The 20,212-nt window shown below is 66.1% G+C and carries 32 protein-coding genes; 30 read left to right on the top strand and 2 right to left on the bottom strand.

All coding sequences use genetic code 11. The features are described 5' to 3' along the window. Nucleotides 1–352 precede the first annotated feature (352 nt). The 30 genes from rpsJ to C4K88_RS09115 all read left to right on the top strand — a co-directional run bounded on the left by rpsJ (nt 353) and on the right by C4K88_RS09115 (nt 17,790). On the top strand, nt 353–661 hold the full coding sequence (gene rpsJ / locus C4K88_RS09260; RefSeq protein ID WP_026531952.1) for a 30S ribosomal protein S10: 309 nt from the start codon (nt 353–355) through the stop codon (nt 659–661). A 16-nt stretch (nt 662–677) separates the two neighbouring features. Continuing rightward, on the top strand, nt 678–1,334 hold the full coding sequence (rplC, locus tag C4K88_RS09255; RefSeq protein ID WP_104121369.1) for a 50S ribosomal protein L3: 657 nt from the start codon (nt 678–680) through the stop codon (nt 1,332–1,334). Between the two features lie 4 nt (nt 1,335–1,338). Further along, nucleotides 1,339–1,962: a 50S ribosomal protein L4 gene (rplD, locus tag C4K88_RS09250; RefSeq protein WP_104121368.1), complete on the top strand. Its 624-nt coding sequence runs from the start codon at nt 1,339–1,341 to the stop codon at nt 1,960–1,962. Beyond that, nucleotides 1,959–2,264 (top strand): 50S ribosomal protein L23, encoded by a 306-nt coding sequence (rplW, locus tag C4K88_RS09245; RefSeq protein ID WP_026531955.1) that lies wholly within the window; start codon nt 1,959–1,961, stop codon nt 2,262–2,264. The genes rplD and rplW overlap by 4 nt, the downstream gene beginning before the upstream one ends. Nucleotides 2,265–2,295: 31 nt before the next feature. Next, complete coding sequence (gene rplB, locus C4K88_RS09240; protein WP_104121367.1) at nt 2,296–3,135, top strand: 50S ribosomal protein L2; 840 nt, start codon at nt 2,296–2,298, stop codon at nt 3,133–3,135. A gap of 12 nt (nt 3,136–3,147) precedes the next feature. Further along, on the top strand, nt 3,148–3,429 hold the full coding sequence (gene rpsS, locus C4K88_RS09235; protein ID WP_104050958.1) for a 30S ribosomal protein S19: 282 nt from the start codon (nt 3,148–3,150) through the stop codon (nt 3,427–3,429). Nucleotides 3,430–3,459: 30 nt separating this feature from the next. Further along, nucleotides 3,460–3,825, top strand: a complete 366-nt coding sequence (gene rplV, locus C4K88_RS09230; protein ID WP_104121366.1) for a 50S ribosomal protein L22 — start codon at nt 3,460–3,462, stop codon at nt 3,823–3,825. Continuing rightward, entirely contained in the window at nt 3,826–4,659 is an 834-nt protein-coding gene (gene rpsC, locus C4K88_RS09225; RefSeq protein WP_104121365.1) for a 30S ribosomal protein S3, read from the top strand. It begins immediately after the preceding gene. Next, nucleotides 4,660–5,076, top strand: coding sequence for a 50S ribosomal protein L16 (gene rplP / locus C4K88_RS09220; protein WP_043440626.1), 417 nt, complete (start codon nt 4,660–4,662; stop codon nt 5,074–5,076). Nucleotides 5,077–5,078: 2 nt separating this feature from the next. Continuing rightward, entirely contained in the window at nt 5,079–5,423 is a 345-nt protein-coding gene (gene rpmC, locus C4K88_RS09215) for a 50S ribosomal protein L29 (protein WP_104121364.1), read from the top strand. Then, the gene (gene rpsQ, locus C4K88_RS09210) at nt 5,420–5,731 is read left to right on the top strand and encodes a 30S ribosomal protein S17 (RefSeq protein WP_104121363.1); all 312 of its coding nucleotides are present in this window, start codon (nt 5,420–5,422) and stop codon (nt 5,729–5,731) included. Before rpmC ends, rpsQ begins: the two co-directional genes overlap by 4 nt. A 343-nt stretch (nt 5,732–6,074) precedes the next feature. After that, nucleotides 6,075–6,443, top strand: a complete 369-nt coding sequence (gene rplN, locus C4K88_RS09205) for a 50S ribosomal protein L14 (RefSeq protein WP_026549116.1) — start codon at nt 6,075–6,077, stop codon at nt 6,441–6,443. A gap of 3 nt (nt 6,444–6,446) precedes the next feature. Next, nucleotides 6,447–6,821: a 50S ribosomal protein L24 gene (gene rplX / locus C4K88_RS09200; protein ID WP_104121362.1), complete on the top strand. Its 375-nt coding sequence runs from the start codon at nt 6,447–6,449 to the stop codon at nt 6,819–6,821. Further along, the gene (gene rplE, locus C4K88_RS09195; protein WP_104121361.1) at nt 6,821–7,396 is read left to right on the top strand and encodes a 50S ribosomal protein L5; all 576 of its coding nucleotides are present in this window, start codon (nt 6,821–6,823) and stop codon (nt 7,394–7,396) included. Before rplX ends, rplE begins: the two co-directional genes overlap by 1 nt. A gap of 87 nt (nt 7,397–7,483) precedes the next feature. Next, the gene (gene rpsH / locus C4K88_RS09190; protein WP_043440638.1) at nt 7,484–7,882 is read left to right on the top strand and encodes a 30S ribosomal protein S8; all 399 of its coding nucleotides are present in this window, start codon (nt 7,484–7,486) and stop codon (nt 7,880–7,882) included. 18 nt (nt 7,883–7,900) lie between these two features. Then, complete coding sequence (gene rplF, locus C4K88_RS09185) at nt 7,901–8,437, top strand: 50S ribosomal protein L6 (RefSeq protein ID WP_104121360.1); 537 nt, start codon at nt 7,901–7,903, stop codon at nt 8,435–8,437. A gap of 2 nt (nt 8,438–8,439) precedes the next feature. After that, on the top strand, nt 8,440–8,823 hold the full coding sequence (gene rplR, locus C4K88_RS09180; protein ID WP_104121359.1) for a 50S ribosomal protein L18: 384 nt from the start codon (nt 8,440–8,442) through the stop codon (nt 8,821–8,823). 29 nt (nt 8,824–8,852) lie between these two features. Beyond that, a complete protein-coding gene (gene rpsE, locus C4K88_RS09175) occupies nt 8,853–9,572 on the top strand; it encodes a 30S ribosomal protein S5 (protein ID WP_104121358.1) in 720 nt (239 codons plus the stop codon). Continuing rightward, complete coding sequence (gene rpmD / locus C4K88_RS09170; protein WP_104121357.1) at nt 9,572–9,790, top strand: 50S ribosomal protein L30; 219 nt, start codon at nt 9,572–9,574, stop codon at nt 9,788–9,790. The genes rpsE and rpmD overlap by 1 nt, the downstream gene beginning before the upstream one ends. Continuing rightward, nucleotides 9,790–10,281 (top strand): 50S ribosomal protein L15, encoded by a 492-nt coding sequence (rplO, locus tag C4K88_RS09165; protein WP_104121356.1) that lies wholly within the window; start codon nt 9,790–9,792, stop codon nt 10,279–10,281. The genes rpmD and rplO overlap by 1 nt, the downstream gene beginning before the upstream one ends. Before the next feature lie 226 nt (nt 10,282–10,507). After that, a complete protein-coding gene (secY, locus tag C4K88_RS09160; protein ID WP_104121355.1) occupies nt 10,508–11,818 on the top strand; it encodes a preprotein translocase subunit SecY in 1,311 nt (436 codons plus the stop codon). Next, nucleotides 11,815–12,387, top strand: a complete 573-nt coding sequence (locus C4K88_RS09155; RefSeq protein WP_104121354.1) for an adenylate kinase — start codon at nt 11,815–11,817, stop codon at nt 12,385–12,387. The genes secY and C4K88_RS09155 overlap by 4 nt, the downstream gene beginning before the upstream one ends. 9 nt (nt 12,388–12,396) lie before the next feature. Then, a complete protein-coding gene (gene map, locus C4K88_RS09150; RefSeq protein ID WP_104121353.1) occupies nt 12,397–13,224 on the top strand; it encodes a type I methionyl aminopeptidase in 828 nt (275 codons plus the stop codon). Nucleotides 13,225–13,477: 253 nt separating this feature from the next. Next, entirely contained in the window at nt 13,478–13,699 is a 222-nt protein-coding gene (gene infA / locus C4K88_RS09145) for a translation initiation factor IF-1 (protein ID WP_019481515.1), read from the top strand. 21 nt (nt 13,700–13,720) lie between these two features. After that, nucleotides 13,721–13,834, top strand: a complete 114-nt coding sequence (gene rpmJ / locus C4K88_RS09140) for a 50S ribosomal protein L36 (RefSeq protein WP_043440658.1) — start codon at nt 13,721–13,723, stop codon at nt 13,832–13,834. Between the two features lie 163 nt (nt 13,835–13,997). Beyond that, nucleotides 13,998–14,375, top strand: a complete 378-nt coding sequence (gene rpsM, locus C4K88_RS09135; RefSeq protein ID WP_043440660.1) for a 30S ribosomal protein S13 — start codon at nt 13,998–14,000, stop codon at nt 14,373–14,375. 144 nt (nt 14,376–14,519) lie between these two features. Further along, nucleotides 14,520–14,921 (top strand): 30S ribosomal protein S11, encoded by a 402-nt coding sequence (rpsK, locus tag C4K88_RS09130; protein ID WP_043440662.1) that lies wholly within the window; start codon nt 14,520–14,522, stop codon nt 14,919–14,921. 149 nt (nt 14,922–15,070) lie between these two features. Next, nucleotides 15,071–16,081, top strand: a complete 1,011-nt coding sequence (locus C4K88_RS09125) for a DNA-directed RNA polymerase subunit alpha (protein WP_104121352.1) — start codon at nt 15,071–15,073, stop codon at nt 16,079–16,081. Between the two features lie 66 nt (nt 16,082–16,147). Beyond that, complete coding sequence (gene rplQ / locus C4K88_RS09120; RefSeq protein WP_104121351.1) at nt 16,148–16,777, top strand: 50S ribosomal protein L17; 630 nt, start codon at nt 16,148–16,150, stop codon at nt 16,775–16,777. 20 nt (nt 16,778–16,797) lie between these two features. After that, nucleotides 16,798–17,790 carry a tRNA pseudouridine synthase A gene (locus C4K88_RS09115; protein WP_104121350.1) on the top strand — a complete coding sequence of 331 codons (993 nt, stop codon included), beginning with the start codon at nt 16,798–16,800 and terminating at the stop codon, nt 17,788–17,790. Here C4K88_RS09115 and C4K88_RS09110 read toward each other — a convergent pair. Both C4K88_RS09110 and C4K88_RS09105 read right to left on the bottom strand, forming a co-directional pair. After that, entirely contained in the window at nt 17,787–18,410 is a 624-nt protein-coding gene (locus C4K88_RS09110; RefSeq protein WP_104121349.1) for a prepilin peptidase, read from the bottom strand. The genes C4K88_RS09115 and C4K88_RS09110 overlap by 4 nt on opposite strands. After that, complete coding sequence (locus tag C4K88_RS09105) at nt 18,411–20,093, bottom strand: sensor histidine kinase (RefSeq protein WP_104121348.1); 1,683 nt, start codon at nt 20,091–20,093, stop codon at nt 18,411–18,413. Nucleotides 20,094–20,212 lie beyond the last annotated feature (119 nt).

Raw genomic sequence — 20,212 nt, 5'->3', positions numbered from 1 at the left:
GCCCGGTTCGCAATCATGCAGGGGATCTGCGACACTGGATAAGTTGTTCAAGCGCTGACGCGCGCGGTCCGAGACCTCATCCCGGTCGGGATAATGCCCGATGCAGGGATCAGGTCCGCCGATATGCGCAGCCCAAATGAAGTCCACCCCCTCCGGTCCGTCCGGAACCAGCGGGTCGTGTATGTCCAGAGATGGCGACACGCCCGAGCGCGGGGGTCGGAGCCCGGCAGGGTGAGGAACCCGGAGTTCTCCGGATTCAGTCTGTTCGGGAGGCGTCACACAACGGACGCAGGAAATGTACGTACGTACCGGAACTGCCCAGGCAGTTATGTAGAGAGAGAGTCGAGACGCCATGGCGGGACAAAAAATCCGCATCCGGCTGAAGTCATATGACCACGAGGTCATCGATGTTTCAGCCCGGAAGATCGTTGAGACGGTGACGCGCGCAGGCGCAACGGTAGTGGGCCCCGTGCCCCTGCCCACGGAGAAGAACGTTTTCGTTGTCATCCGGTCCCCGCACAAGTACAAGGACAGCCGTGAGCACTTCGAAATGCGTACTCACAAGCGTCTGATCGACATCATTGACCCCACGCCCAAGGCCGTCGATTCGCTGATGCGTCTCGACCTGCCTGCGGACGTGAACATCGAAATCAAGCTGTAAGGGAGAGCGGATACACATGTCTACTTCACTTACGCGCCAGGTCAAGGGCCTGCTGGGCATCAAGCTCGGCATGACCCAGGTCTGGGACGAGAACAACATCCTCATCCCCGTCACCGTCGTCCAGGCAGACTCGAACGTCATCACGCAGCTCCTCAGCGAGGACAAGGACGGCTACACCGCCGTGCAGATCGGCTTCGGCCAGATCGATCCCCGCAAGGTCACCAAGCCGCTCGCCGGCCACTTCGAGAAGGCCGGCGTCACGCCGCGCCGTCACGTCGTCGAACTGCGTACCTCCGATGCCGACTCCTACTCGCTGGGCCAGGAACTCTCCGTCGAGATGTTCGAAGCCGGCCAGACGGTCGACGTCATCGGCACCACCAAGGGCAAGGGCTTCGCCGGCGTCATGAAGCGCCACGGCTTCCACGGTGTGGGAGCCTCACACGGTGCCCACAAGAACCACCGCAAGCCCGGTTCCATCGGTGGAGCATCCACCCCCAGCCGCGTCTTCCGTGGAATGAAAATGGCAGGCCGCATGGGCGCCGTTCGTCAGACCACGCTGAACCTCCGGGTTCACGCTGTCGACGCCGAGAAGTCGCTGCTGCTGATCAAGGGCGCCGTTCCGGGCGCCCGCGGCCAGGTCGTCCTCGTACGCACCGCCGTGAAGGGAGCATAGCCAAATGGCTGCCAACACTGTAAAGGTCGATCTCCCCGCGGAGATCTTCGACGCACAGACCAACGTGCCGTTGCTGCACCAGGTCGTCGTCGCCCAGCTTGCTGCTGCCCGCCAGGGTACGCACAAGACCAAGACCCGCGCCGAGGTCAGCGGCGCAGGCCGCAAGCCGTTCAAGCAGAAGGGAACCGGTCGTGCCCGTCAGGGTTCGATCCGCGCCCCCCACATGACCGGTGGCGGTGTCGTCCACGGACCGACCCCCCGCGACTACAGCCAGCGCACCCCCAAGAAGATGAAGGCCGCCGCCCTGCGCGGAGCCCTCTCGGACCGGGCACGCAACGGCCGTATCCACGTCCTCGAATCCCTGGTCACCGGCGACAAGCCCTCGACCAAGGGTGCGATCGACACCCTGCGCGCGATCTCCGAGCGGCCCCGCCTGCTCGTGATCATCGAGCGTGCCAACGACGTCGCAGCACTCTCGGTGCGCAACGTGCCCGAGGTACACGTCCTCTACGTAGACCAGCTCAACACGTACGACGTGCTGGTCTCCGACGACGTGATCTTCACCAAGGCCGCCTACGACCAGTTCGTCGGCACGGCTGATGTCATCACCGAGGAGGATGCCAAGTGAGCGGCACCATCGCAAAGGATCCGCGCGACGTCGTCATTGCACCCGTCGTCTCGGAGAAGAGCTACGGACTGATCGACGAAGGCAAGTACACCTTCCTGGTCGACCCGCGCTCGAACAAGGAAGAAATCAAGCTGGCGGTCGAGAAGATCTTCTCCGTGAAGGTCGACTCCATCAACACCATCAACCGGGTTGGCAAGCGCAAGCGCACCAAGTTCGGCTGGGGCCAGCGCAAGGGCACCAAGCGTGCCATCGTGTCCCTCAAAGAGGGCTCGATCGACATCTTCGGCGGTCCGCTCTCCTAGAGCGGAGACCACTTTAACGAGGAATTGAGTTATGGGAATCCGTAAATACAAGCCGACAACCCCGGGCCGTCGTGGCTCGAGCGTTGCCGACTTCGCTGAAATCACACGGTCGACGCCGGAAAAGTCGTTGGTCCGTCCCCTTCCCAAGAAGGGTGGACGTAACAACACCGGTAAGATCACGACCCGCCACAAGGGCGGTGGACACAAGCGTCAGTACCGTCTGATCGACTTCCGCCGCCACGACAAGGACGGCGTCGACGCACGCGTTGCCGAGATCGAATACGATCCGAACCGCACCGCGCGCATCGCCCTCCTGCACTACGTCGACGGCACCAAGCGCTACATCATCGCGCCGAACAAGCTCAAGCAGGGCGACTTCGTCGAGGCCGGCGCCGGGGCTGACATCAAGCCCGGCAACAACCTGCCGCTGCGCAACATCCCCGTGGGTACCGTCATCCACGCCGTCGAGCTCCGCCCAGGCGGCGGCGCGAAGATGGCACGCTCCGCCGGTGCGTCGGTGCAGCTCGTCGCCAAGGAAGGCCGCTTCGCCCAGCTGCGCCTGCCCTCCGGCGAGATCCGCAACGTCGACGTCCGCTGCCGCGCGACGGTCGGCGAGGTCGGCAACGCCGAGCAGTCGAACATCAACTGGGGCAAGGCCGGTCGCAACCGCTGGAAGGGCATCCGCCCGACCGTCCGTGGTGTCGCCATGAACCCGGTCGACCACCCGCACGGTGGTGGCGAGGGCAAGACCTCCGGTGGACGCCACCCGGTCAACCCCAACGGCAAGGCCGAAGGCCGCACCCGTCGCCCCAACAAAGAGAGCGACTCACTCATCGTGCGTCGCCGTCGTTCCGGCAAGAACAAGCGATAGGAGCCTGGAGACATGCCACGCAGCCTGAAGAAAGGCCCCTTCGTCGACCAGCACCTTTTTGTGAAGGTCGCTCGCGAGAACGAAACGGGCACGAAGAACGTCATCAAGACCTGGTCACGACGCTCCATGATCATCCCCGACATGCTCGGGCACACGATCGCGGTGCACGACGGCCGTAAGCACATCCCGGTGTTCGTCACCGAGTCGATGGTCGGGCACAAGCTCGGCGAATTCGCTCCGACGCGGACTTTCCGCGGACACGTGAAGGACGACCGCAAGGGCAAGCGCCGCTAGGCGCTGCTCTTCGACGAGAGAAGGAAAGCAATGGAAGCCAAGGCTATTGCGCGGCACATCCGCGTAACGCCCATGAAGGCCCGGCGCGTCGTCAACCTTGTTCGTGGGAAGCAGGCGAGCGAGGCCCTGGCCATTCTGAAGTTTGCCCCACAGGTTGCTTCGGAGCCGGTATTCAAGGTGGTCCAGTCAGCGATGGCCAACGCCCGCGTCCTCGCGGACCGTGACGGCGTCGCCTTCGACGAGGACAACCTCATCATCAGCGAAGCATTCGTCGATGAAGGCCCCACGATGAAGCGGTTCCGTCCGCGTGCCCAGGGCCGCGCGTTCCGCATCAACAAGCGGACCAGCCACATCACGGTTGTCGTCGCTACCCCTGAGAAAGTGGAGGTCCGCTAAGTGGGACAGAAAGTAAACCCGCACGGGTTCCGACTCGGCATCACCACCGATCACCGGTCACACTGGTTCGCCGACAGCAACAAGCCCGGTCAGCGCTACCGTGACTTCGTCCGCGAGGACATCAAGATCCGCCAGCTGATGTCGACCGGCATGGACCGCGCCGGCATCGCCAAGGTCGAGATCGAGCGCACCCGGGACCGCGTCCGCGTGGACATCCACACGGCACGTCCCGGCATCGTCATCGGTCGCCGTGGAGCAGAAGCGGACCGCATCCGCGGCGAGCTCGAGAAGCTGACCGGCAAGCAGGTCCAGCTGAACATCCTCGAGGTCAAGAACCCCGAGATCGAGGCACAGCTTGTCGCTCAGGGCATCGCCGAGCAGCTCTCCTCCCGCGTGGCGTTCCGCCGTGCGATGAAGAAGGCCATGCAGTCCGCACAGCGTGCCGGCGCGAAGGGCATCCGTGTCCAGTGCTCCGGTCGCCTGGGTGGCGCCGAAATGAGCCGCTCGGAGTTCTACCGCGAGGGACGCGTTCCCCTGCACACACTCCGCGCCAACATCGACTACGGCTTCTTCGAAGCGAAGACCACCTTCGGCCGCATCGGCGTGAAGGTCTGGATCTACAAGGGTGACGTCACGGCGAAGGAACTCGCAGCCCAGGCTGCGGCAGCTCCCTCCCGTGGCCGTGGCGGAGACCGTCCGGGCCGTGGGCCCGCCGGACCCGACCGCGGAGGCGACCGTCGTCGTCGTGCGCCCGAGCGCTCCGAGGGCCAGGGTGCGTCAGCACCCGCCGAGACCGCCGCAGCCCCCGCTGCGACTGAAGGAGGACAGGCCTAAATGCTTATCCCACGTCGAGTCAGGTTCCGTAAGCAGCACCACCCGGGTCGTTCGGGCGCTGCTACGGGCGGCACCGAGGTCAGCTTCGGCGAGTGGGGTATCCAGGCTCTGAGCCCGGCATACGTCACCAACCGGCAGATCGAGTCCGCTCGTATCGCCATGACCCGCCACATCAAGCGTGGCGGCAAGGTCTGGATCAACATCTATCCGGACCGCCCGTTGACCAAGAAGCCCGCCGAAACCCGCATGGGTTCCGGTAAGGGTTCGCCCGAGTGGTGGGTGGCCAACGTCAAGCCGGGACGGGTTCTCTTCGAACTGTCCGGCGTTTCCGAAGAGGTAGCCCGCGAAGCCCTGCGCCTCGCGATCCACAAGCTGCCGTTGAAGGCACGCATCGTGCGTCGTGAGGGTGGTGAATAGTTATGGCTCTGGGTTCAAAGGAACTGGCAACAGACCAGCTGGACGGCTTCGATAAGGAGCGTCTGGTGGAAGAACTGCGCAAGGCCAAGGAGGAGCTGTTCAACCTCCGTTTCCAGTCGGCCACCGGTCAGCTCGAAAGCCACGGCCGCCTTCGGTCGGTCAAGCGCGACATCGCACGCATCTACACGGTGCTGCGTGAGCGCGAACTGGGCATTCGTCCCGAGGTCGTCGCTCCCGTCGAGGAAGCGAAGCCCGCGAAGGCGGACAAGCCCAAGAAAGCCAAGAAGGCTGCCGCGGAGGACGCTCCTCCCGCGGACATCGAACCTCGTGAGGAGGACGCCAAATGAGTGAGCAGCAGAACGAGACGACCGTAGGTACCGAGAAGGCCGTCCACGACGCCACCTCGCGCGGGTACCGCAAGGTACGCCGTGGCTACGTCGTCTCCGACAAGATGGAGAAGACGATCGTCGTCGAGGTCGAGGACCGCGTGAAGCACGCCCTGTACGGCAAGGTGCTTCGCCGCAGCTCCAAGGTCAAGGCGCACGACGAGGAGAACACCGCCGGCATCGGCGACATGGTCCTCATCAGCGAGACCCGCCCGCTGTCCGCCACCAAGCGGTGGCGCCTGGTGGAGATCATCGAGAAGGCCAAGTAACACCCGCACCACCCAGGTGCCGGCCCTGCCGGTACCGCCCCGGATGCCCCGGACGCGATTTCGCGTCCGGGGCATCCTCGCGATACGATAAGAATCTTGTCTGTCTGGTGGGCTGGCGCATGCCCTCACAAGGTCTCCTCACGGGATCACCCCGGGGGTTGCCTTCACACCGGGCAAATAGGCAAAAGCCCGATAATCTTGTTCGCCACGGTCCGCCATGCTGAAGTCCCGGCAGGGCCGCGCGCCCCGGGCGCGCACGCGGCGAGTACCAGTATTACGGGGCCAACCCATATCCGTTCCGCAAGGCTCGATGAGAGAACCGGCGCGACGACAGGAGTAATCAGTGATTCAGCAGGAATCGCGGCTAAAGATCGCCGACAACACGGGGGCCAAGGAAATCTTGACCATCCGCGTGCTCGGTGGATCCGGGCGCCGCTACGCAGGCATCGGCGACGTCATCGTCGCCACCGTGAAGGACGCCATCCCCGGCGGAAACGTGAAGAAGGGCGACGTCGTCAAGGCTGTCATCGTCCGCACCAAGAAGGAACGCCGCCGCGCGGACGGTTCCTACATCAAGTTCGATGAGAACGCAGCAGTGATCCTGAAGAACGACGGCGACCCCCGCGGTACCCGTATCTTCGGCCCTGTCGGTCGCGAGCTCCGCGACAAGCGTTTCATGAAGATCATCTCGCTGGCGCCGGAGGTGCTGTAGTCCATGGCACAGAAGACAAAGCTCAAGATCAAGAAGGGTGACCTCGTCCAGGTCATCACCGGGGGCAAGCAGGAACGCGGCGGAGACCGCGGCAAGCAGGGCAAGGTCCTCAAGGTGTTCCCGGAGTCCAACCGCGTCCTCGTGGAAGGCATCAACCGGGTCACCAAGCACACCAAGGTCGGGCAGTCGCAGCGCGGCACCACGACCGGTGGCATCGAAGTCGTCGAGGCACCCGTGCACATCAGCAACGTGGCCGTCGTCGATCCCGAGACCAAGAAGCCGACCCGCGTCGGATACCGCACCGAGACCGTCGAGCGCGACGGCCGCGAGCGTGTGGTCCGCATCCGCGTCGCCAAGTCATCAGGGAAGGATCTGTAATGACTGTCGAATCCACAGAAGCCAAGGTTCTTCCCCGCCTGAAGGCGCGCTACGCGTCCGAGATCAAGGGTGCCCTGCAGGAAGAGTTCAGCTACGCGAACGTCAACCAGGTCCCGCGCCTGGTGAAGGTCGTCGTGAACATGGGTGTCGGTGACGCCGCCAAGGACTCCAAGCTGATCGACGGGGCCGTCAAGGACCTCACCGCGATCACCGGCCAGAAGCCCCAGGTCACCAAGGCCCGCAAGTCCATCGCGCAGTTCAAGCTCCGCGAGGCCATGCCCATCGGTGCCCACGCCACCCTGCGTGGCGACCGCATGTGGGAATTCACGGACCGCCTGGTCTCCCTCGCACTGCCCCGTATCCGCGACTTCCGCGGCCTCAACGGCAAGCAGTTCGACGGCAACGGCAACTACACCTTCGGTCTCACGGAGCAGTCCATGTTCCACGAGATCGATCAGGACCGCATCGACCGTGTCCGCGGTATGGACATCACCGTCGTCACCACCGCCAAGACCGACGCCGAGGGCCGCGCGCTCCTCAAGGCGCTTGGCTTCCCGTTCAAATCCGAAGATTAATCTAACTACGTTGCAGGTCCGCTCCCGCCGGCACCCCGTGTGCCGACCGGAATCCGGAAACCGTTTCGAGGAAGGGCAAGAGCCCACATGACAATGACAGATCCTGTCGCAGACATGCTCACGCGTCTGCGCAATGCAAACTCGGCTTACCACGATTCCGTGTCCATGCCGTACAGCAAGCTGAAGGCCCGCGTCGCGGACATCCTGAAGGCCGAGGGCTACATCGCCGGCTGGAAGGAAGAGGAAGCGGAGGTCGGCAAGAAGCTGACCATCGACCTCAAGTTCGGTCCGGACCGCCAGCGCTCGATCGCCGGCATCCGCCGCATCTCCAAGCCGGGTCTGCGCGTGTACGCGAAGTCCACGAACCTGCCCCACGTGCTCGGCGGCCTCGGTATCGCCATCCTGTCCACGTCCTCCGGTCTGCTCACCGACCGCCAGGCCTCCAAGAAGGGTGTAGGTGGGGAAGTCCTCGCCTACGTCTGGTAACGGGAAAGGGAAAGAAACATGTCACGTATTGGACGTCTCCCCATCACCGTTCCCGCTGGTGTCGAGGTCAAGGTCACCGGTCAGGAAGTCGCAGTGAAGGGCCCGAAGGGCGAGCTGAGCCACACGGTTCCCAGCCCCATCGAGGTCTCCCTCTCCGAGGGGACCCTCACGGTCGCCCGCCCGAACGACGAGCGCGAATCGCGTTCGCTGCACGGCCTGACCCGCACCCTGGTCTCCAACATGATCGTCGGGGTCACCGAGGGCTACAAGAAGAACCTCGAGATCGTGGGCACGGGTTACCGTGTCCAGGCCAAGGGCAGTGACCTGGAGTTCGCTCTGGGCTACAGCCACCCGGTCGCCGTCAAGGCTCCCGAGGGCATCACGCTCACCGTCGACAGCCCCACCAAGCTCTCGGTCGCAGGCATCAACAAGCAGCAGGTCGGCGAGGTCGCTGCAACCATCCGCAAGCTGCGCAAGCCCGACCCGTACAAGGGCAAGGGCATCCGCTACGCAGGCGAGATCATCCGCCGCAAGGTCGGAAAGGCTGGTAAGTAACCATGGGTCTGAGCATCAACAAGAAGCGCAGCTCGAAGAGCAAGGCCGCCTCGCGCGGACGCCGCCACCTCCGGATTCGCAAGCGCGTCTCGGGTACGGCTGTCCGTCCCCGCCTGGTCGTCAACCGTTCGGCCCGCCACGTGTTCGTGCAGGTCGTCGACGACACCCGCGGGGTGACCGTTGCATCGGCCTCCACCCTCGAGGCGGACCTCCGTGCATTCGACGGTGACAAGACCGCCAAGGCCAAGCGCGTCGGCGAGCTCGTCGCCGAGCGCGCCAAGGCTGTCGGGGTCGAGTCTGTCGTGTTCGACCGCGGTGGCAACAAGTACCACGGTCGCGTTGCAGCAATCGCAGACGGCGCACGTGAAGGTGGGCTGGCACTGTGACCGAGGAGAACAAGGCAAAGGAAGCCCCATTGAATACGGCTACAGAGCAGCCCGCGGCCGAAGCTCCGGCCACCGGCGCAACGGAGACCGCGTCGGCTGACGCGACCCGCGGCAACGCCCGCAGCGGTGAGCGTGGCGGCAACGCCCGCGGCGGCGAGCGTGGTGGCAACACCCGCGGCGGCGAGCGTGGCGGTCGTGGCGGTCGCGACGGCGGACGCAACGACGACAAGGACAAGTTCATCGAACGCGTCGTCACCATCAACCGTGTCGCGAAGGTCGTCAAGGGCGGCCGTCGCTTCAGCTTCACCGCCCTCGTGGTGGTCGGCGACGGCAACGGCATGGTCGGCGTCGGCTACGGAAAGGCGAAGGAAGTCCCTTCGGCGATCCAGAAGGCCGTCGAGGAAGCCAAGAAGACGATGTTCCGCGTTCCGCGCATCGGTGGCACCGTCCCGCACCTCGTGCAGGGTGAGGCAGCCGCAGGCGTCGTCCTTCTCCGTCCCGCCTCCCCGGGTACCGGCGTCATCGCCGGTGGTCCGGTGCGTGCGGTCCTGGAATGCGTCGGCATCCACGACGTCCTCTCCAAGTCGCTCGGTTCCGCGAACGCCATCAACATCGTTCACGCGACCGTTGACGCGCTCAAGCGCCTCGAGGAGCCCCAGGCAGTCGCGGCACGCCGTGGCCTGCCCCTCGACGAGGTCGCTTCCCACCAGATGCTGCGCGCAATCGCAGCTCAGAAGGCAGGTGCGTGATGACCGCGATCACCCCGAAGAAAGTGCGCGTGAGCTCGGTGCAGCTCTCGATCACCCAGATCAAGTCCGCCATCGGCGGCAAGCAGAACCAGCGCGACACGCTGCGGTCGCTCGGTCTGAAGCGGATCGGCCACACCGTGGTCCGTGAAGCCGATGCCGTCACCGTCGGCATGGTCAACACGGTTCCGCACCTCTTGAAGGTTGAGGAGGCCAACTAATGGCAGACCAGAACATCGCAGCCCCGACCGAGGCCAAGGCAGAGCGCGTCCACGCCCTGAAGGTCCACCACCTGCGTCCCGCACCCGGCGCCAAGACGGCGAAGACCCGTGTCGGCCGTGGTGAGGGTTCGAAGGGTAAGACCGCAGGCCGTGGTACCAAGGGAACCGCAGCGCGCTACCAGGTGAAGGCAGGATTTGCCGGCGGCCAGCTGCCGCTGCACATGCGCCTTCCCAAGCTGCGCGGCTTCAAGAACCCGTTCCGCGTCGAGTTCCAGGTCGTGAACCTGGACAAGCTCTCCGAGCTCTACCCCGATGGCGGCGACGTCACGGTGGAGAGCCTGGTGGCGAACGGTGCCGTCCGCAAGAACCAGCCCGTCAAGGTGCTGGGAACCGGCGACATCACCGTGGCCGTGAACGTCTCGGCCGACGCCTTCTCCGCCTCCGCGGCAGAGAAGATCGTCGCCGCAGGCGGGACCGTCACCGAGCTGTAGGTCCTCCGCCGACCCCTCCGCCCGCACCGCCGGGGGAGGGGTTGGCTGTGATCCACGGCATCAAGGAACTAGACTTCTGGTGGGCAGGGCTGAATCAGCCCACCAGGAGTCTTTTTTCGGCTTACGCCACTCACCACCAGCGGGAACTCCCGCGCCCATGACCAACCGATAGACTCGGTTGTTGTGTACGGTCCGCGACAGGGCCAACAGACCTTCAGGAGGACGCTTGCTAAGCGCTATTGGCCGGGCATTCCGGACGCCAGACTTGCGGCGCAAGCTGTTGTTCACGCTGGGAATCATCACCATCTTCCGCCTCGGGGCTTTCATCCCCGCCCCGGGCGTCGACTACGGCAACGTGCAGGAGTGCCTGGCCCTCGGGAACACCGAAGGCGGGCTCTACCAGTTCGTGAACCTCTTCAGCGGTGGGGCGCTGCTCCAGGTGTCGATCTTCGCCCTGGGCATCATGCCGTACATCACAGCGAGCATCATCACGCAGCTCCTCCGCGTGGTCATCCCCCGCTTCCAGGAGCTGCACCAGGAAGGCGCACAGGGCCAGTCACAGCTGACCCAGTACACCCGCTACCTGACGATCGCACTCGGGCTCCTCAACGCGACCACCCTCGTCTCGCTCGCACGCTCGGGCGCCCTGCTCGGCAACTGCCCTGTGCCGATCATCCCGGACGACTCCCTCATCACCATCCTGCTGCTCATCATCACGCTGACCGCCGGAACCGGCCTCATCATGTGGATGGGTGAGCTCATCACCGAGCGCGGCGTCGGCAACGGAATGTCGCTGCTCATCTTCACGGCGATCGCCGCCGGCTTCCCGACCTCGCTCGGCGAGATCCTCCGCACCCAGGGCGCCATGGTCTTCACCTTCGTCCTGCTGATGGGCGTCGTCGTCGTGGCCCTCGTGATCTTCGTGGAGCAGTCGCAGCGCCGCATCCCCGTCCAGTACGCCAAGCGCATGGTCGGGCGCCGCACCCTCGGCGGCAGCAGCACGTACATCCCCATCAAGGTCAACATGGCCGGCGTCATCCCCGTCATCTTCGCGTCCTCGATGCTGTACCTGCCCAGCCTGATCGCCCAGTTCAACACGCCGCAGGACGGCACCGCGCCTGCCGGCTGGGTCAACTGGATCTCCACCTACCTGACCAGCGGCGACCACCCCCTGTACATGCTGATGTACTTCCTGCTGATCGTCTTCTTCACCTACTTCTACGTCGCCATCACGTTCAACCCGGACGAGGTGTCGGAGAACATGAAGAAGTACGGCGGGTTCATCCCGGGCATCAGGGCAGGGCGTCCGACGGCGGAATACCTGCAGTACGTGCTCTCGCGCATCACCCTCCCGGGTGCCATCTACCTCGGACTCGTCGCGCTGATTCCGCTGATCGCCCTCGTGGCCATCGGCGCCAACCAGAACTTCCCGTTCGGCGGCACCTCGATCCTGATCATGGTGGGCGTGGGCCTCGAGACGGTGAAGCAGATCGACGCTCAGCTCCAGCAGCGTCACTACGAAGGGTTGTTGCGATGACGAGAATGCTGATCATCGGTCCCCCCGGGTCCGGCAAGGGAACGCAGGCCGCGCGGATCTCCGAGCGCCTCGGAGTGGTGGCCATCTCGACCGGCGACATCTTCCGGGACAACGTCCGGCGCGAGACGCCCCTGGGCGTCGAGGCGAAGACGTTCATGGACGCCGGCGACTTCGTCCCGGACAGCGTGACGAACAGCATGGTGCGCGACAGGCTCGCGGCCGGCGACGTCCAGGAGGGATTCCTCCTCGACGGCTACCCGCGGACGGCCGCCCAGGTCGCCGAGCTGGACGACATCCTCCGCGAGAACGACCTCGCTCTCGACGTGGTCCTCCAGCTCACCGCCGACGACGAGGAGCTCGTGAAGCGCCTCCTCGGCCGAGCGAAGCTGGACGGCCGGTCGGACGACAACGAGCGGGTCATCCGCCACCGCCTCGGCCTGTACCAGGACCAGACCGCGCCGGTCGTCTCCCGGTACGACGAGCGTGGGATCGTCACCCGGGTGGACGGTCTCGGGTCCATCGACGAGGTCACCGATCGCGTCATGACAGCCCTCAAAGTCGCAAGCTAGGACGCCCCGATGTTCCGTCAGCCCAAGGTCGAGTACAAGACCACCGAGCAGATGCTCGTCATGCGTGACGCGGGGCGGGTGCTGGCGACGGCGCTCGACCGCACCGTCGCGGCCGCTGCGGTCGGTGTGACCACCGCAGAGCTGAATGCGGTGTTCGAGGGAGTGCTTCGCGAGGAGGGCGCCACCTCCAATTTCCTCGGGTATCACGGCTTCCCCGCGAGCATCTGCACCTCGGTGAATGCGGAGGTGGTCCACGGCATCCCCGGGTCCTACGTCCTCCAGGACGGTGACATCCTCTCGATCGACGGCGGGGCGGTCGTCCGCGGGTGGCACTCGGATTCCGCCCGGACCGTCATCGTCGGAACGCCCCGCCCGGAGGACGTGCGCCTCTCCGAGGTGACCGAGGAGGCGATGTGGCGGGGTATCGCCGCCCTGGCCTCCGGCCGGTTCGTGGGAGACATCGGTGCGGCGATCGACGACTACGTCTCATCCGTCCCCGGCCCCTCCCTGGGGATCCTCGAGGACTACGTGGGCCACGGCATCGGCACGCAGATGCACCAGGCCCCCGACGTCCTCAACTACCGCAGCTCCAATCGCGGCCCGAAGGTGCGTCCCGGGCTGTGCCTGGCCATCGAGCCGATGCTCGTGCAGGGCTCGCTGGAGACCGCGGTGCTCGACGACGAGTGGACGGTGGTCACGACCGACGGCAAGCGCGCGTCGCAGTGGGAGCACAGCGTGGCCGTCCACGACGGTGGCATCTGGGTCCTCACGGCACCCGATGGCGGAGCGTCCCGGCTCGGGCCGCTCGGCGTGACACCGGCACCCCTGGACGGATGACCCCGGTCCCACCGGAAGCGCACCAGCCATATCGAAGGCCCCGTACGCCGTGCGGGGCCTCCGCCCGTTCCGGGGCGATTTAACTATCGCCGGGCGTTAGCGTATCGTTGTCTGTTGGTTGTCCCTGTTCTTCATGCCCAATGGGCCGTGGAGGCTTGCCCGTCGGCGGAGTTCCGTCTCCCGTGGGGTCGGACGATCAAAACCCTGAACCCGCCCGCCGCGCAAGTGGCGGGCACAGACGTTAGCGGAGGATATGGCCAAGAAAGACGGTGTCATTGAGATTGAAGGCACTGTGAACGAGGCGCTGCCCAACGCGATGTTCCGCGTTGAGTTAGCCAACGGTCACATTGTTCTCGCCCACATCTCGGGAAAGATGCGCCAGCACTACATTCGAATCCTTCCTGAGGACCGGGTCGTAGTGGAACTCAGCCCGTACGACCTCACCCGGGGCCGTATTGTCTACCGCTACAAATAAGAATCAACTCGAAGGAAACCCATGAAGGTCAACCCGAGCGTGAAGCGGATTTGCGAGAAGTGCCAGGTGGTTCGCCGCAAGGGCAACGTCCTCGTTATCTGCGAGAACCCGCGCCACAAGCAGCGCCAGGGCTAAAGAACCTCTCCCGAGGCTCTTCCCGCGCGTAGAAGTACATTCAACGGCAGAACAGCACCCCTCACGGGGTGTACACCCCCGGCTCGGAGGCCGGGGACCGGAGCATCGGTTCCGCGGACGTTCTGCTCCACACCTCCGGTACCACCAAAGGAGAACCGCCACTATGGCACGTCTCGCCGGCGTAGACATCCCCCGCGAAAAGCGGGTAGTCATTGCGCTCACCTATATCTACGGCGTGGGTAAGACCCGTGCAGAGAAGACGATCGTGGACACGGGCATCTCCCCGAACACGCGCGTCAAGGACCTCTCCGACGTCGAGCTGGTCCAGCTCCGCGACTACATCGAGGGCAACTTCAAGGTCGAGGGTGACCTCCGCCGTGAGGTCGCAGCCGATATCCGCCGCAAGGTCGAGATCGGCAGCTACGAAGGCATCCGGCACCGCCGCGGCCTTCCCGTACGTGGACAGCGTACGAAGACGAACGCCCGTACCCGCAAGGGCCCGAAGCGTACGGTCGCCGGCAAGAAGAAGGTCGGACGCTAGTTCCCCACTGGCTCCCTAACTCGGCTCGCAGAGCTCGCCGAGCCAGGGGACCCTCGCCAGCGGAGGCCCCTTCAGGGGGTCGACGCAAAGGCACGTCCGATCAGCTGATCACATGCTTTACCCAATACCTTCGTAGGAGAAGTAATGCCCCCCAAGACTCGTGGAGCGGTTCGTAAGCCGCGTCGCAAGGACAAGAAGAACATCACCCTCGGCCAGGCGCACATCAAGAGCACCTTCAACAACACCATCGTGTCCATCACGGACCCCAGCGGAGCAGTCATCTCCTGGGCCTCCGCTGGTGAGGTCGGCTTCAAGGGTTCACGCAAGTCGACGCCCTTCGCCGCGCAGATGGCCGCCGAAGCCGCTGCCAAGCGTGCACAGGAGCACGGCGTCAAGAAGGTCGACGTCTTCGTGAAGGGCCCCGGATCGGGCCGCGAGACCGCGATCCGCTCGCTGCAGGCCACCGGCCTCGAGGTCGGTTCCATCTCGGACGTCACCCCGAGCGCACACAACGGCTGCCGCCCGCCCAAGCGCCGCCGCGTCTAGTCAGCCTTCCGGTCGCCGTGCCGCCTTGCAGGAGCCCTGGTTCCCGCAGGGCGGTTCGGTGCCGTCCCAGCTGCTATTGAGCCGGTCGACCAGCAGTCCCGCCCATTTGGAAGCGTCATATAGCGGATGCTTCCCGAAAGGAAATGTAAGTGCTCATTGCACAGCGCCCCACCCTGACTGAAGAAGTAGTCGCCGACAACCGCTCGCGGTTCGTCATCGAGCCGCTCGAACCGGGCTTCGGCTACACCCTCGGCAACTCGCTCCGCCGCACGCTCCTGTCCTCGATCCCGGGTGCCGCCGTCACCAGCATCCGCATCGACGGCGTCCTGCACGAATTCACCACGGTTCCCGGGGTGAAGGAGGACGTCACCGAGATCATCCTGAACATCAAGAACCTCGCCGTCTCCTCGGAGCACGACGAGCCCGTCGTCGCCTACCTGCGCAAGCAGGGACCCGGCGTCGTCACCGCAGCGGACATCGCACCCCCCGCCGGCGTCGAGTTCCACAACCCGGACCTCCACATCGCGACCCTCAACTCGAAGGGCAAGTTCGAGCTCGAACTGACCATCGAGCGTGGACGCGGCTACGTCTCGGCCTCCCAGAACAAGTCCGGCGACTCGGAGATCGGTCGCATCCCGGTCGACTCCATCTACTCGCCGGTCCTCAAGGTGACCTTCCGCGTTGAAGCCACCCGTGTGGAGCAGCGCACCGACTTCGACAAGCTCATCGTCGACGTCGAGACGAAGGACGCCATCGCCCCCCGCGATGCCGTCGCCTCCGCCGGCACCACCCTGGTGGAGCTGTTCGGTCTCGCCCGCGAGCTGAACACCGCCGCCGAGGGCATCGAGATCGGCCCGTCGCCGACGGACGCAGCGCTTGCTGCGGACATGGCGCTGCCGATCGAGGACCTCGAACTGACGGTCCGCTCGTACAACTGCCTCAAGCGCGAGGGCATCCACTCCGTGGGTGAACTCGTTGCACGCTCCGAGGCCGATCTCATGGACATCCGCAACTTCGGTGCGAAGTCCATCGACGAGGTCAAGGCGAAGCTCGTGGAGCTCGGTCTGTCCCTGAAGGATTCCCCTCCAGGGTTCGACCTCGCCGCCCGCGCCGCAGCCATCGAAGAGGACGACGTCCCCTTCAGCGACGACGAGGTCTAACACGCTATCCGTCCGCCCGCCGTTCATCCGAGCGGCGGGACGGACACTGAATGAGGAGAAAGAAAAATGCCCACACCTACAAAGGGCCCACGCCTCGGTGGCGGTCCGGCGCACGAACGCCTGATGCTCGCCAACCTGGCCGCCTCACTGTTCGAGCACAAGCGGATCACCACCACGGTGACCAAGGCCAAGCGTCTTCGCCCCTACGCCGAGCGTCTCATCACGTTTGCGAAGAAGGGTGACCTCGCATCGCGTCGTCGCGTCCTCGGCGTCATCAGCAGCAAGAGCATCGTCCACGAGCTGTTCACGGACATCGCACCTGCCGTCGCCAACCGCGAGGGTGGCTACACCCGCATCACGAAGATCGGCAACCGCAAGGGCGACAACGCCCCCATGGCGGTCATCGAACTCGTGCTGGAGCCGATGTCCGCGAAGCAGTCCGTCGTCGCCGAGGCCGAGCAGGCAGCATCGGTTCTCGCTGCAGCGCCCGTCGCGTCGTCGGCGTCCGCCGACTCGGTCGACTCGGTGGATTCTGTGGACTCGCCCGAGTCCGCTGACTCCGTGAATTCCGCTGCTTCCGCGGATTCGGTCGAGCCCGCCGAGGTGGTCCCCGCCGAGGACACGACCGTCGATGCCGAGGCCGGCACCGACGAGGTCGTCGTCGTCGAAGGTACCGTGGAGGACGAGAAGAAGTAATTCTTCCCGCCCGACACGCCATGACACCGGAAGAGCCCGCCGCCCCCTCGAGGGACGGCGGGCTCTTCCGCGTCCGGCTCGATCTCGCCTACGACGGCGCCCTGTTCTCCGGCTGGGCCCTCCAGCCCGGACTCACGACCGTCCAGGGAGTGCTCGAGGACGCCCTCTTCACGCTCCTGCGCCGCCAGGCGCGCCTCACGGTGGGCGGGCGGACCGACGCCGGTGTCCATGCCCGTGGCCAGGTGGCCCATGTGGACCTGACGCAGACCGAATGGGAGTCGATGGCGCGCGGCCGGGTCATGGACCCGTCCGAGGCCTTCCTCCGGCGCCTGACCGGCACGGTCAACCGCGTACTGACGGAGGGGATCACCGGGCGCGGGCGCTCGGTGCGGAATTCGGTGCCCGCCGTCGTCGTCCGGTCCGCCAGACCCGCGCCCGCTGGATTCGACGCCCGGTTCTCGGCGCTCTGGCGCCGCTACAGCTACGCCATCGCGGACGCGGCCACCGGGCAGGACCCGCTGCGCCGCCACACCACGCTCTGGTATCCCGGGTCCCTCGACGTCGCGCTGCTCAACGAAGGGGCCGCGCACCTGCTCGGGATGCAGGACTTCGCCGCGTTCTGCAAGCCGCGCGAGGGCGCCACGACCATCCGTGAGTTGCAGCGCTACGAGTTCGTGCGCGGACACGACGGCGTCATCACGGCGACCGTGCAGGCCGACGCGTTCTGCCACAACATGGTGCGCGCGCTCATCGGCTCCACACTGCGCGTCGGTTCCGGCGAGATGCCGCCCGTGTGGCTGGCCGAACGGCTGGCCGCCCGCCTCAAGGACGCGCGGTCCATCCTCGCCGCGCCGCACCCGCTGGTGCTGGAGGAGATCGCCTACCCGGGCAGTGACGAGCTCGCGGAGCGGGCCGGGCTCACCCGCGCGCGGCGGAACGCCGGCCACCTCACCGGACCGGCAGCGCCAGGGGCCGACGCCGCGATCGCCGGCGAGGACACACTGCCCGATTAGGCGAGCAGGACGAAGCTCGTGAAGGCGGCGAGCAGCATGCCGGGACCGAAGGGGAAGGTGGAGCCGCGCGAGCCGCGGCGGAACAGCAGCACCCCGATCCCGGCCAGGCCCCCGAGCAGGAACCCGCCGAGGAGTGTGCCCACCCAGGCGGAGGCGCCGGCCCAACCCCCGAACAGACCGAGCACGGCGGCGAGCTTCACGTCCCCCATCCCCATGCCGGCCGGGTTGATGAGGGCCAGGACGAAGTAGACCGCGAACAGGGCTGCCGCTCCTGCCGCGGCACCGAGCAGGCCACCCCAGCGGCCGCTCGCTCCCGCCGCGAGGAGCAGCAGGGGGACGGCCACTGCGGTGAAGCGCACGAGGACGGCGTTCGGCAGCAGCTTCGTGCGGGCGTCGATGATGCCGAGGAGGACCCCGAACGCCGCGAGGCATCCCACGAGCGGGAGGGTCCACCAGTCGGCCGTGACGGCGCTGCCCGCACCGGCGAGCACACCGGAGAGGAGGGCGAGCGGCAGCCGCGCCCGGCCGGGCAGGACGGTCCGCGGGTCCCTGCCGGCAAGCGCGAAGAGGGCGTACGCCAGCGCGGCCGTGCACACGCCGGTGATCAGGGCAGCGGCCACCTAGACGGAATCCTCGAGGCTGTCGTGCAGCGACCGGCTCACGTCCCCGTTGACCGGCAGCGTCACCGTGAAACGGCTTCCCTTGCCGGGAGAGCTGATGCAGTGGATCGAGCCGCCGTGGCTCTCGACGATCGACTTCGTGATGGCCAGTCCGAGTCCCGCACCGTCGATGTCCGCCCGACGGGCAGCGGGCGTCCGGTAGAAGCGGGAGAAGACCTGGCGGGCCTCCTGCTCGGTCATGCCCATGCCGCGATCGTCGACGTGGAGGTTGATCTCCGACTCGGTCTCCTCCGCACGGACGATCACCAGGCCGCCCATGGGGGAGTACTTGATGGCGTTGGACAGCAGGTTGTCGAGGACCTGGGAGATCCGCAGCGGATCGATGAGCGTCCACAGCGGAGTGTGGACGTCGGCCCGGAGCCGCACCCCGTTCTTCTGCGCGCGCAGTCGGTTGGAGCGGACGCTCATCTCGATCACCGCGGCGAGGTCCACGGGGCGCGGGTGCACCCGGACGCGGTCGCCCGCGGTGGACAGCAGGTCCGCGACGAGGTGCAGCACGCGTTCGGCATTGCGGCCCGCGACGTCGACGTAACCCGCCAGGTGGGCGGGCAGGGGGTGGTCGTCCTCCAGCACGAGCTCGAGGTAGCCCAGCACCGAGGTCAGCGGGGCGTGGAATTCGTGGGAGATGTTCGAGATGAACGTGTCCTTGGCGGCCACCGCCTCCACCAGTTCGGTGACGTCGCTGCAGGCGACCAGGGCGCCGGTGATACCGCCGTCCGCGTTCTTGATGGGCCGGGCCGCGGTCGAGAGCGCGCGCTGCGCGTCCCCGCCGCCGACCCAGATCAGCTCGTCCGTGAACGTCTCACCCGCGAGGGCCCGATGCACGGGCCGCCGGTCCGGAGGCAGCAGCGTGACGCGGTCCTGGCCGTAGACGTGGGTGTCACGGTCGCCGTCGTCGGCCGCGAGGCGGTTGAACAGCTCCTGCTGCCGGTTCGTCAGGGTGGTGGTGCCGTGGGCGTCGACGGCGGTGAGGCCGACGTCGACCGTGTTGAGGATTGCGGTGAGCACACGCTCGCGGTCGATGGCGGCGGTCAGGAGGTCCTTGAGCTCGCGGTCCTTGCGCTCGATCTCGGCCTCGCGGGCCTGGGCGTCGGCGCTCAGGAAGTGGATGACGACGCCGATGCAGAGCATCAGGACGGGCAGCAGCAGGGCGCCCGCGTAGGAGGTCAGCCGTGACGGTTCGAACGAGCCCAGGAGCGGCCACGCGGTGATGATGAGGGAACCGGCCCCGGTGCAGAGTAGAGCCACCCAGGTGGGCAGCGGGGAGAGCATGAGCCAGAGGACGGGGAAGGCGGCGAGGACGCCGAGCGCCGGCTGGATGTCCATCGCACCGGTGCGGAGCAGGGCGATCGCGACGAAGTCGAGGAGGGGGATCGCGAGCACGGTAGCGCGGGGCAGTTCGTCCCACGGGACGACGACGCACAGGGCCAGCAGGACCAGGATCAGCGAGAAGCCCACCTCGTACGTGGGGTCGGACATCAGTCCGGGCCGGAGGACCGGCGCCGTGACGGAGAGGACGACGACGATCAGCGTGAGGGGGACCTGGCAGAGGATCCCCGCGCGGCCGATGGACATTCTCTCCGCCGCCGCACTCAACCAGGACACGCTGGGGCCCCTAGCCATGCACGATCCAGGGGATGGGAGAACTCCACATTCTGAATGACTTTCCGACGCTGAGACCTACCTACTGTCCTCATTATGTCGTCATCCCCGCGTTTTGCACGTCCATCGGACGCATTTCC

The organism is Arthrobacter pityocampae, from assembly GCF_002927275.1.
Lineage (GTDB): Bacteria > Actinomycetota > Actinomycetes > Actinomycetales > Micrococcaceae > Arthrobacter_D > Arthrobacter_D pityocampae.
Note: the sequence above shows the minus strand (reverse complement) of the source record. Positions and strands in the feature narration are given on the sequence as shown.

Coding starts and splice junctions, on each gene's coding strand:
- rpsJ (WP_026531952.1), top strand. CDS start 353: ATGGCGGGACAAAAAATCCGCATCCGGCTGAAGTCATATGACCACGAG.
- rplC (WP_104121369.1), top strand. CDS start 678: ATGTCTACTTCACTTACGCGCCAGGTCAAGGGCCTGCTGGGCATCAAG.
- rplD (WP_104121368.1), top strand. CDS start 1,339: ATGGCTGCCAACACTGTAAAGGTCGATCTCCCCGCGGAGATCTTCGAC.
- rplB (WP_104121367.1), top strand. CDS start 2,296: ATGGGAATCCGTAAATACAAGCCGACAACCCCGGGCCGTCGTGGCTCG.
- rpsS (WP_104050958.1), top strand. CDS start 3,148: ATGCCACGCAGCCTGAAGAAAGGCCCCTTCGTCGACCAGCACCTTTTT.
- rplV (WP_104121366.1), top strand. CDS start 3,460: ATGGAAGCCAAGGCTATTGCGCGGCACATCCGCGTAACGCCCATGAAG.
- rplP (WP_043440626.1), top strand. CDS start 4,660: ATGCTTATCCCACGTCGAGTCAGGTTCCGTAAGCAGCACCACCCGGGT.
- rpmC (WP_104121364.1), top strand. CDS start 5,079: ATGGCTCTGGGTTCAAAGGAACTGGCAACAGACCAGCTGGACGGCTTC.
- rpsQ (WP_104121363.1), top strand. CDS start 5,420: ATGAGTGAGCAGCAGAACGAGACGACCGTAGGTACCGAGAAGGCCGTC.
- rplX (WP_104121362.1), top strand. CDS start 6,447: ATGGCACAGAAGACAAAGCTCAAGATCAAGAAGGGTGACCTCGTCCAG.
- rplE (WP_104121361.1), top strand. CDS start 6,821: ATGACTGTCGAATCCACAGAAGCCAAGGTTCTTCCCCGCCTGAAGGCG.
- rpsH (WP_043440638.1), top strand. CDS start 7,484: ATGACAATGACAGATCCTGTCGCAGACATGCTCACGCGTCTGCGCAAT.
- rplF (WP_104121360.1), top strand. CDS start 7,901: ATGTCACGTATTGGACGTCTCCCCATCACCGTTCCCGCTGGTGTCGAG.
- rplR (WP_104121359.1), top strand. CDS start 8,440: ATGGGTCTGAGCATCAACAAGAAGCGCAGCTCGAAGAGCAAGGCCGCC.
- rpmD (WP_104121357.1), top strand. CDS start 9,572: ATGACCGCGATCACCCCGAAGAAAGTGCGCGTGAGCTCGGTGCAGCTC.
- rplO (WP_104121356.1), top strand. CDS start 9,790: ATGGCAGACCAGAACATCGCAGCCCCGACCGAGGCCAAGGCAGAGCGC.
- C4K88_RS09155 (WP_104121354.1), top strand. CDS start 11,815: ATGACGAGAATGCTGATCATCGGTCCCCCCGGGTCCGGCAAGGGAACG.
- map (WP_104121353.1), top strand. CDS start 12,397: ATGTTCCGTCAGCCCAAGGTCGAGTACAAGACCACCGAGCAGATGCTC.
- infA (WP_019481515.1), top strand. CDS start 13,478: ATGGCCAAGAAAGACGGTGTCATTGAGATTGAAGGCACTGTGAACGAG.
- rpmJ (WP_043440658.1), top strand. CDS start 13,721: ATGAAGGTCAACCCGAGCGTGAAGCGGATTTGCGAGAAGTGCCAGGTG.
- rpsM (WP_043440660.1), top strand. CDS start 13,998: ATGGCACGTCTCGCCGGCGTAGACATCCCCCGCGAAAAGCGGGTAGTC.
- rpsK (WP_043440662.1), top strand. CDS start 14,520: ATGCCCCCCAAGACTCGTGGAGCGGTTCGTAAGCCGCGTCGCAAGGAC.
- rplQ (WP_104121351.1), top strand. CDS start 16,148: ATGCCCACACCTACAAAGGGCCCACGCCTCGGTGGCGGTCCGGCGCAC.
- C4K88_RS09115 (WP_104121350.1), top strand. CDS start 16,798: ATGACACCGGAAGAGCCCGCCGCCCCCTCGAGGGACGGCGGGCTCTTC.
- C4K88_RS09105 (WP_104121348.1), bottom strand. CDS start 20,093: ATGGCTAGGGGCCCCAGCGTGTCCTGGTTGAGTGCGGCGGCGGAGAGA.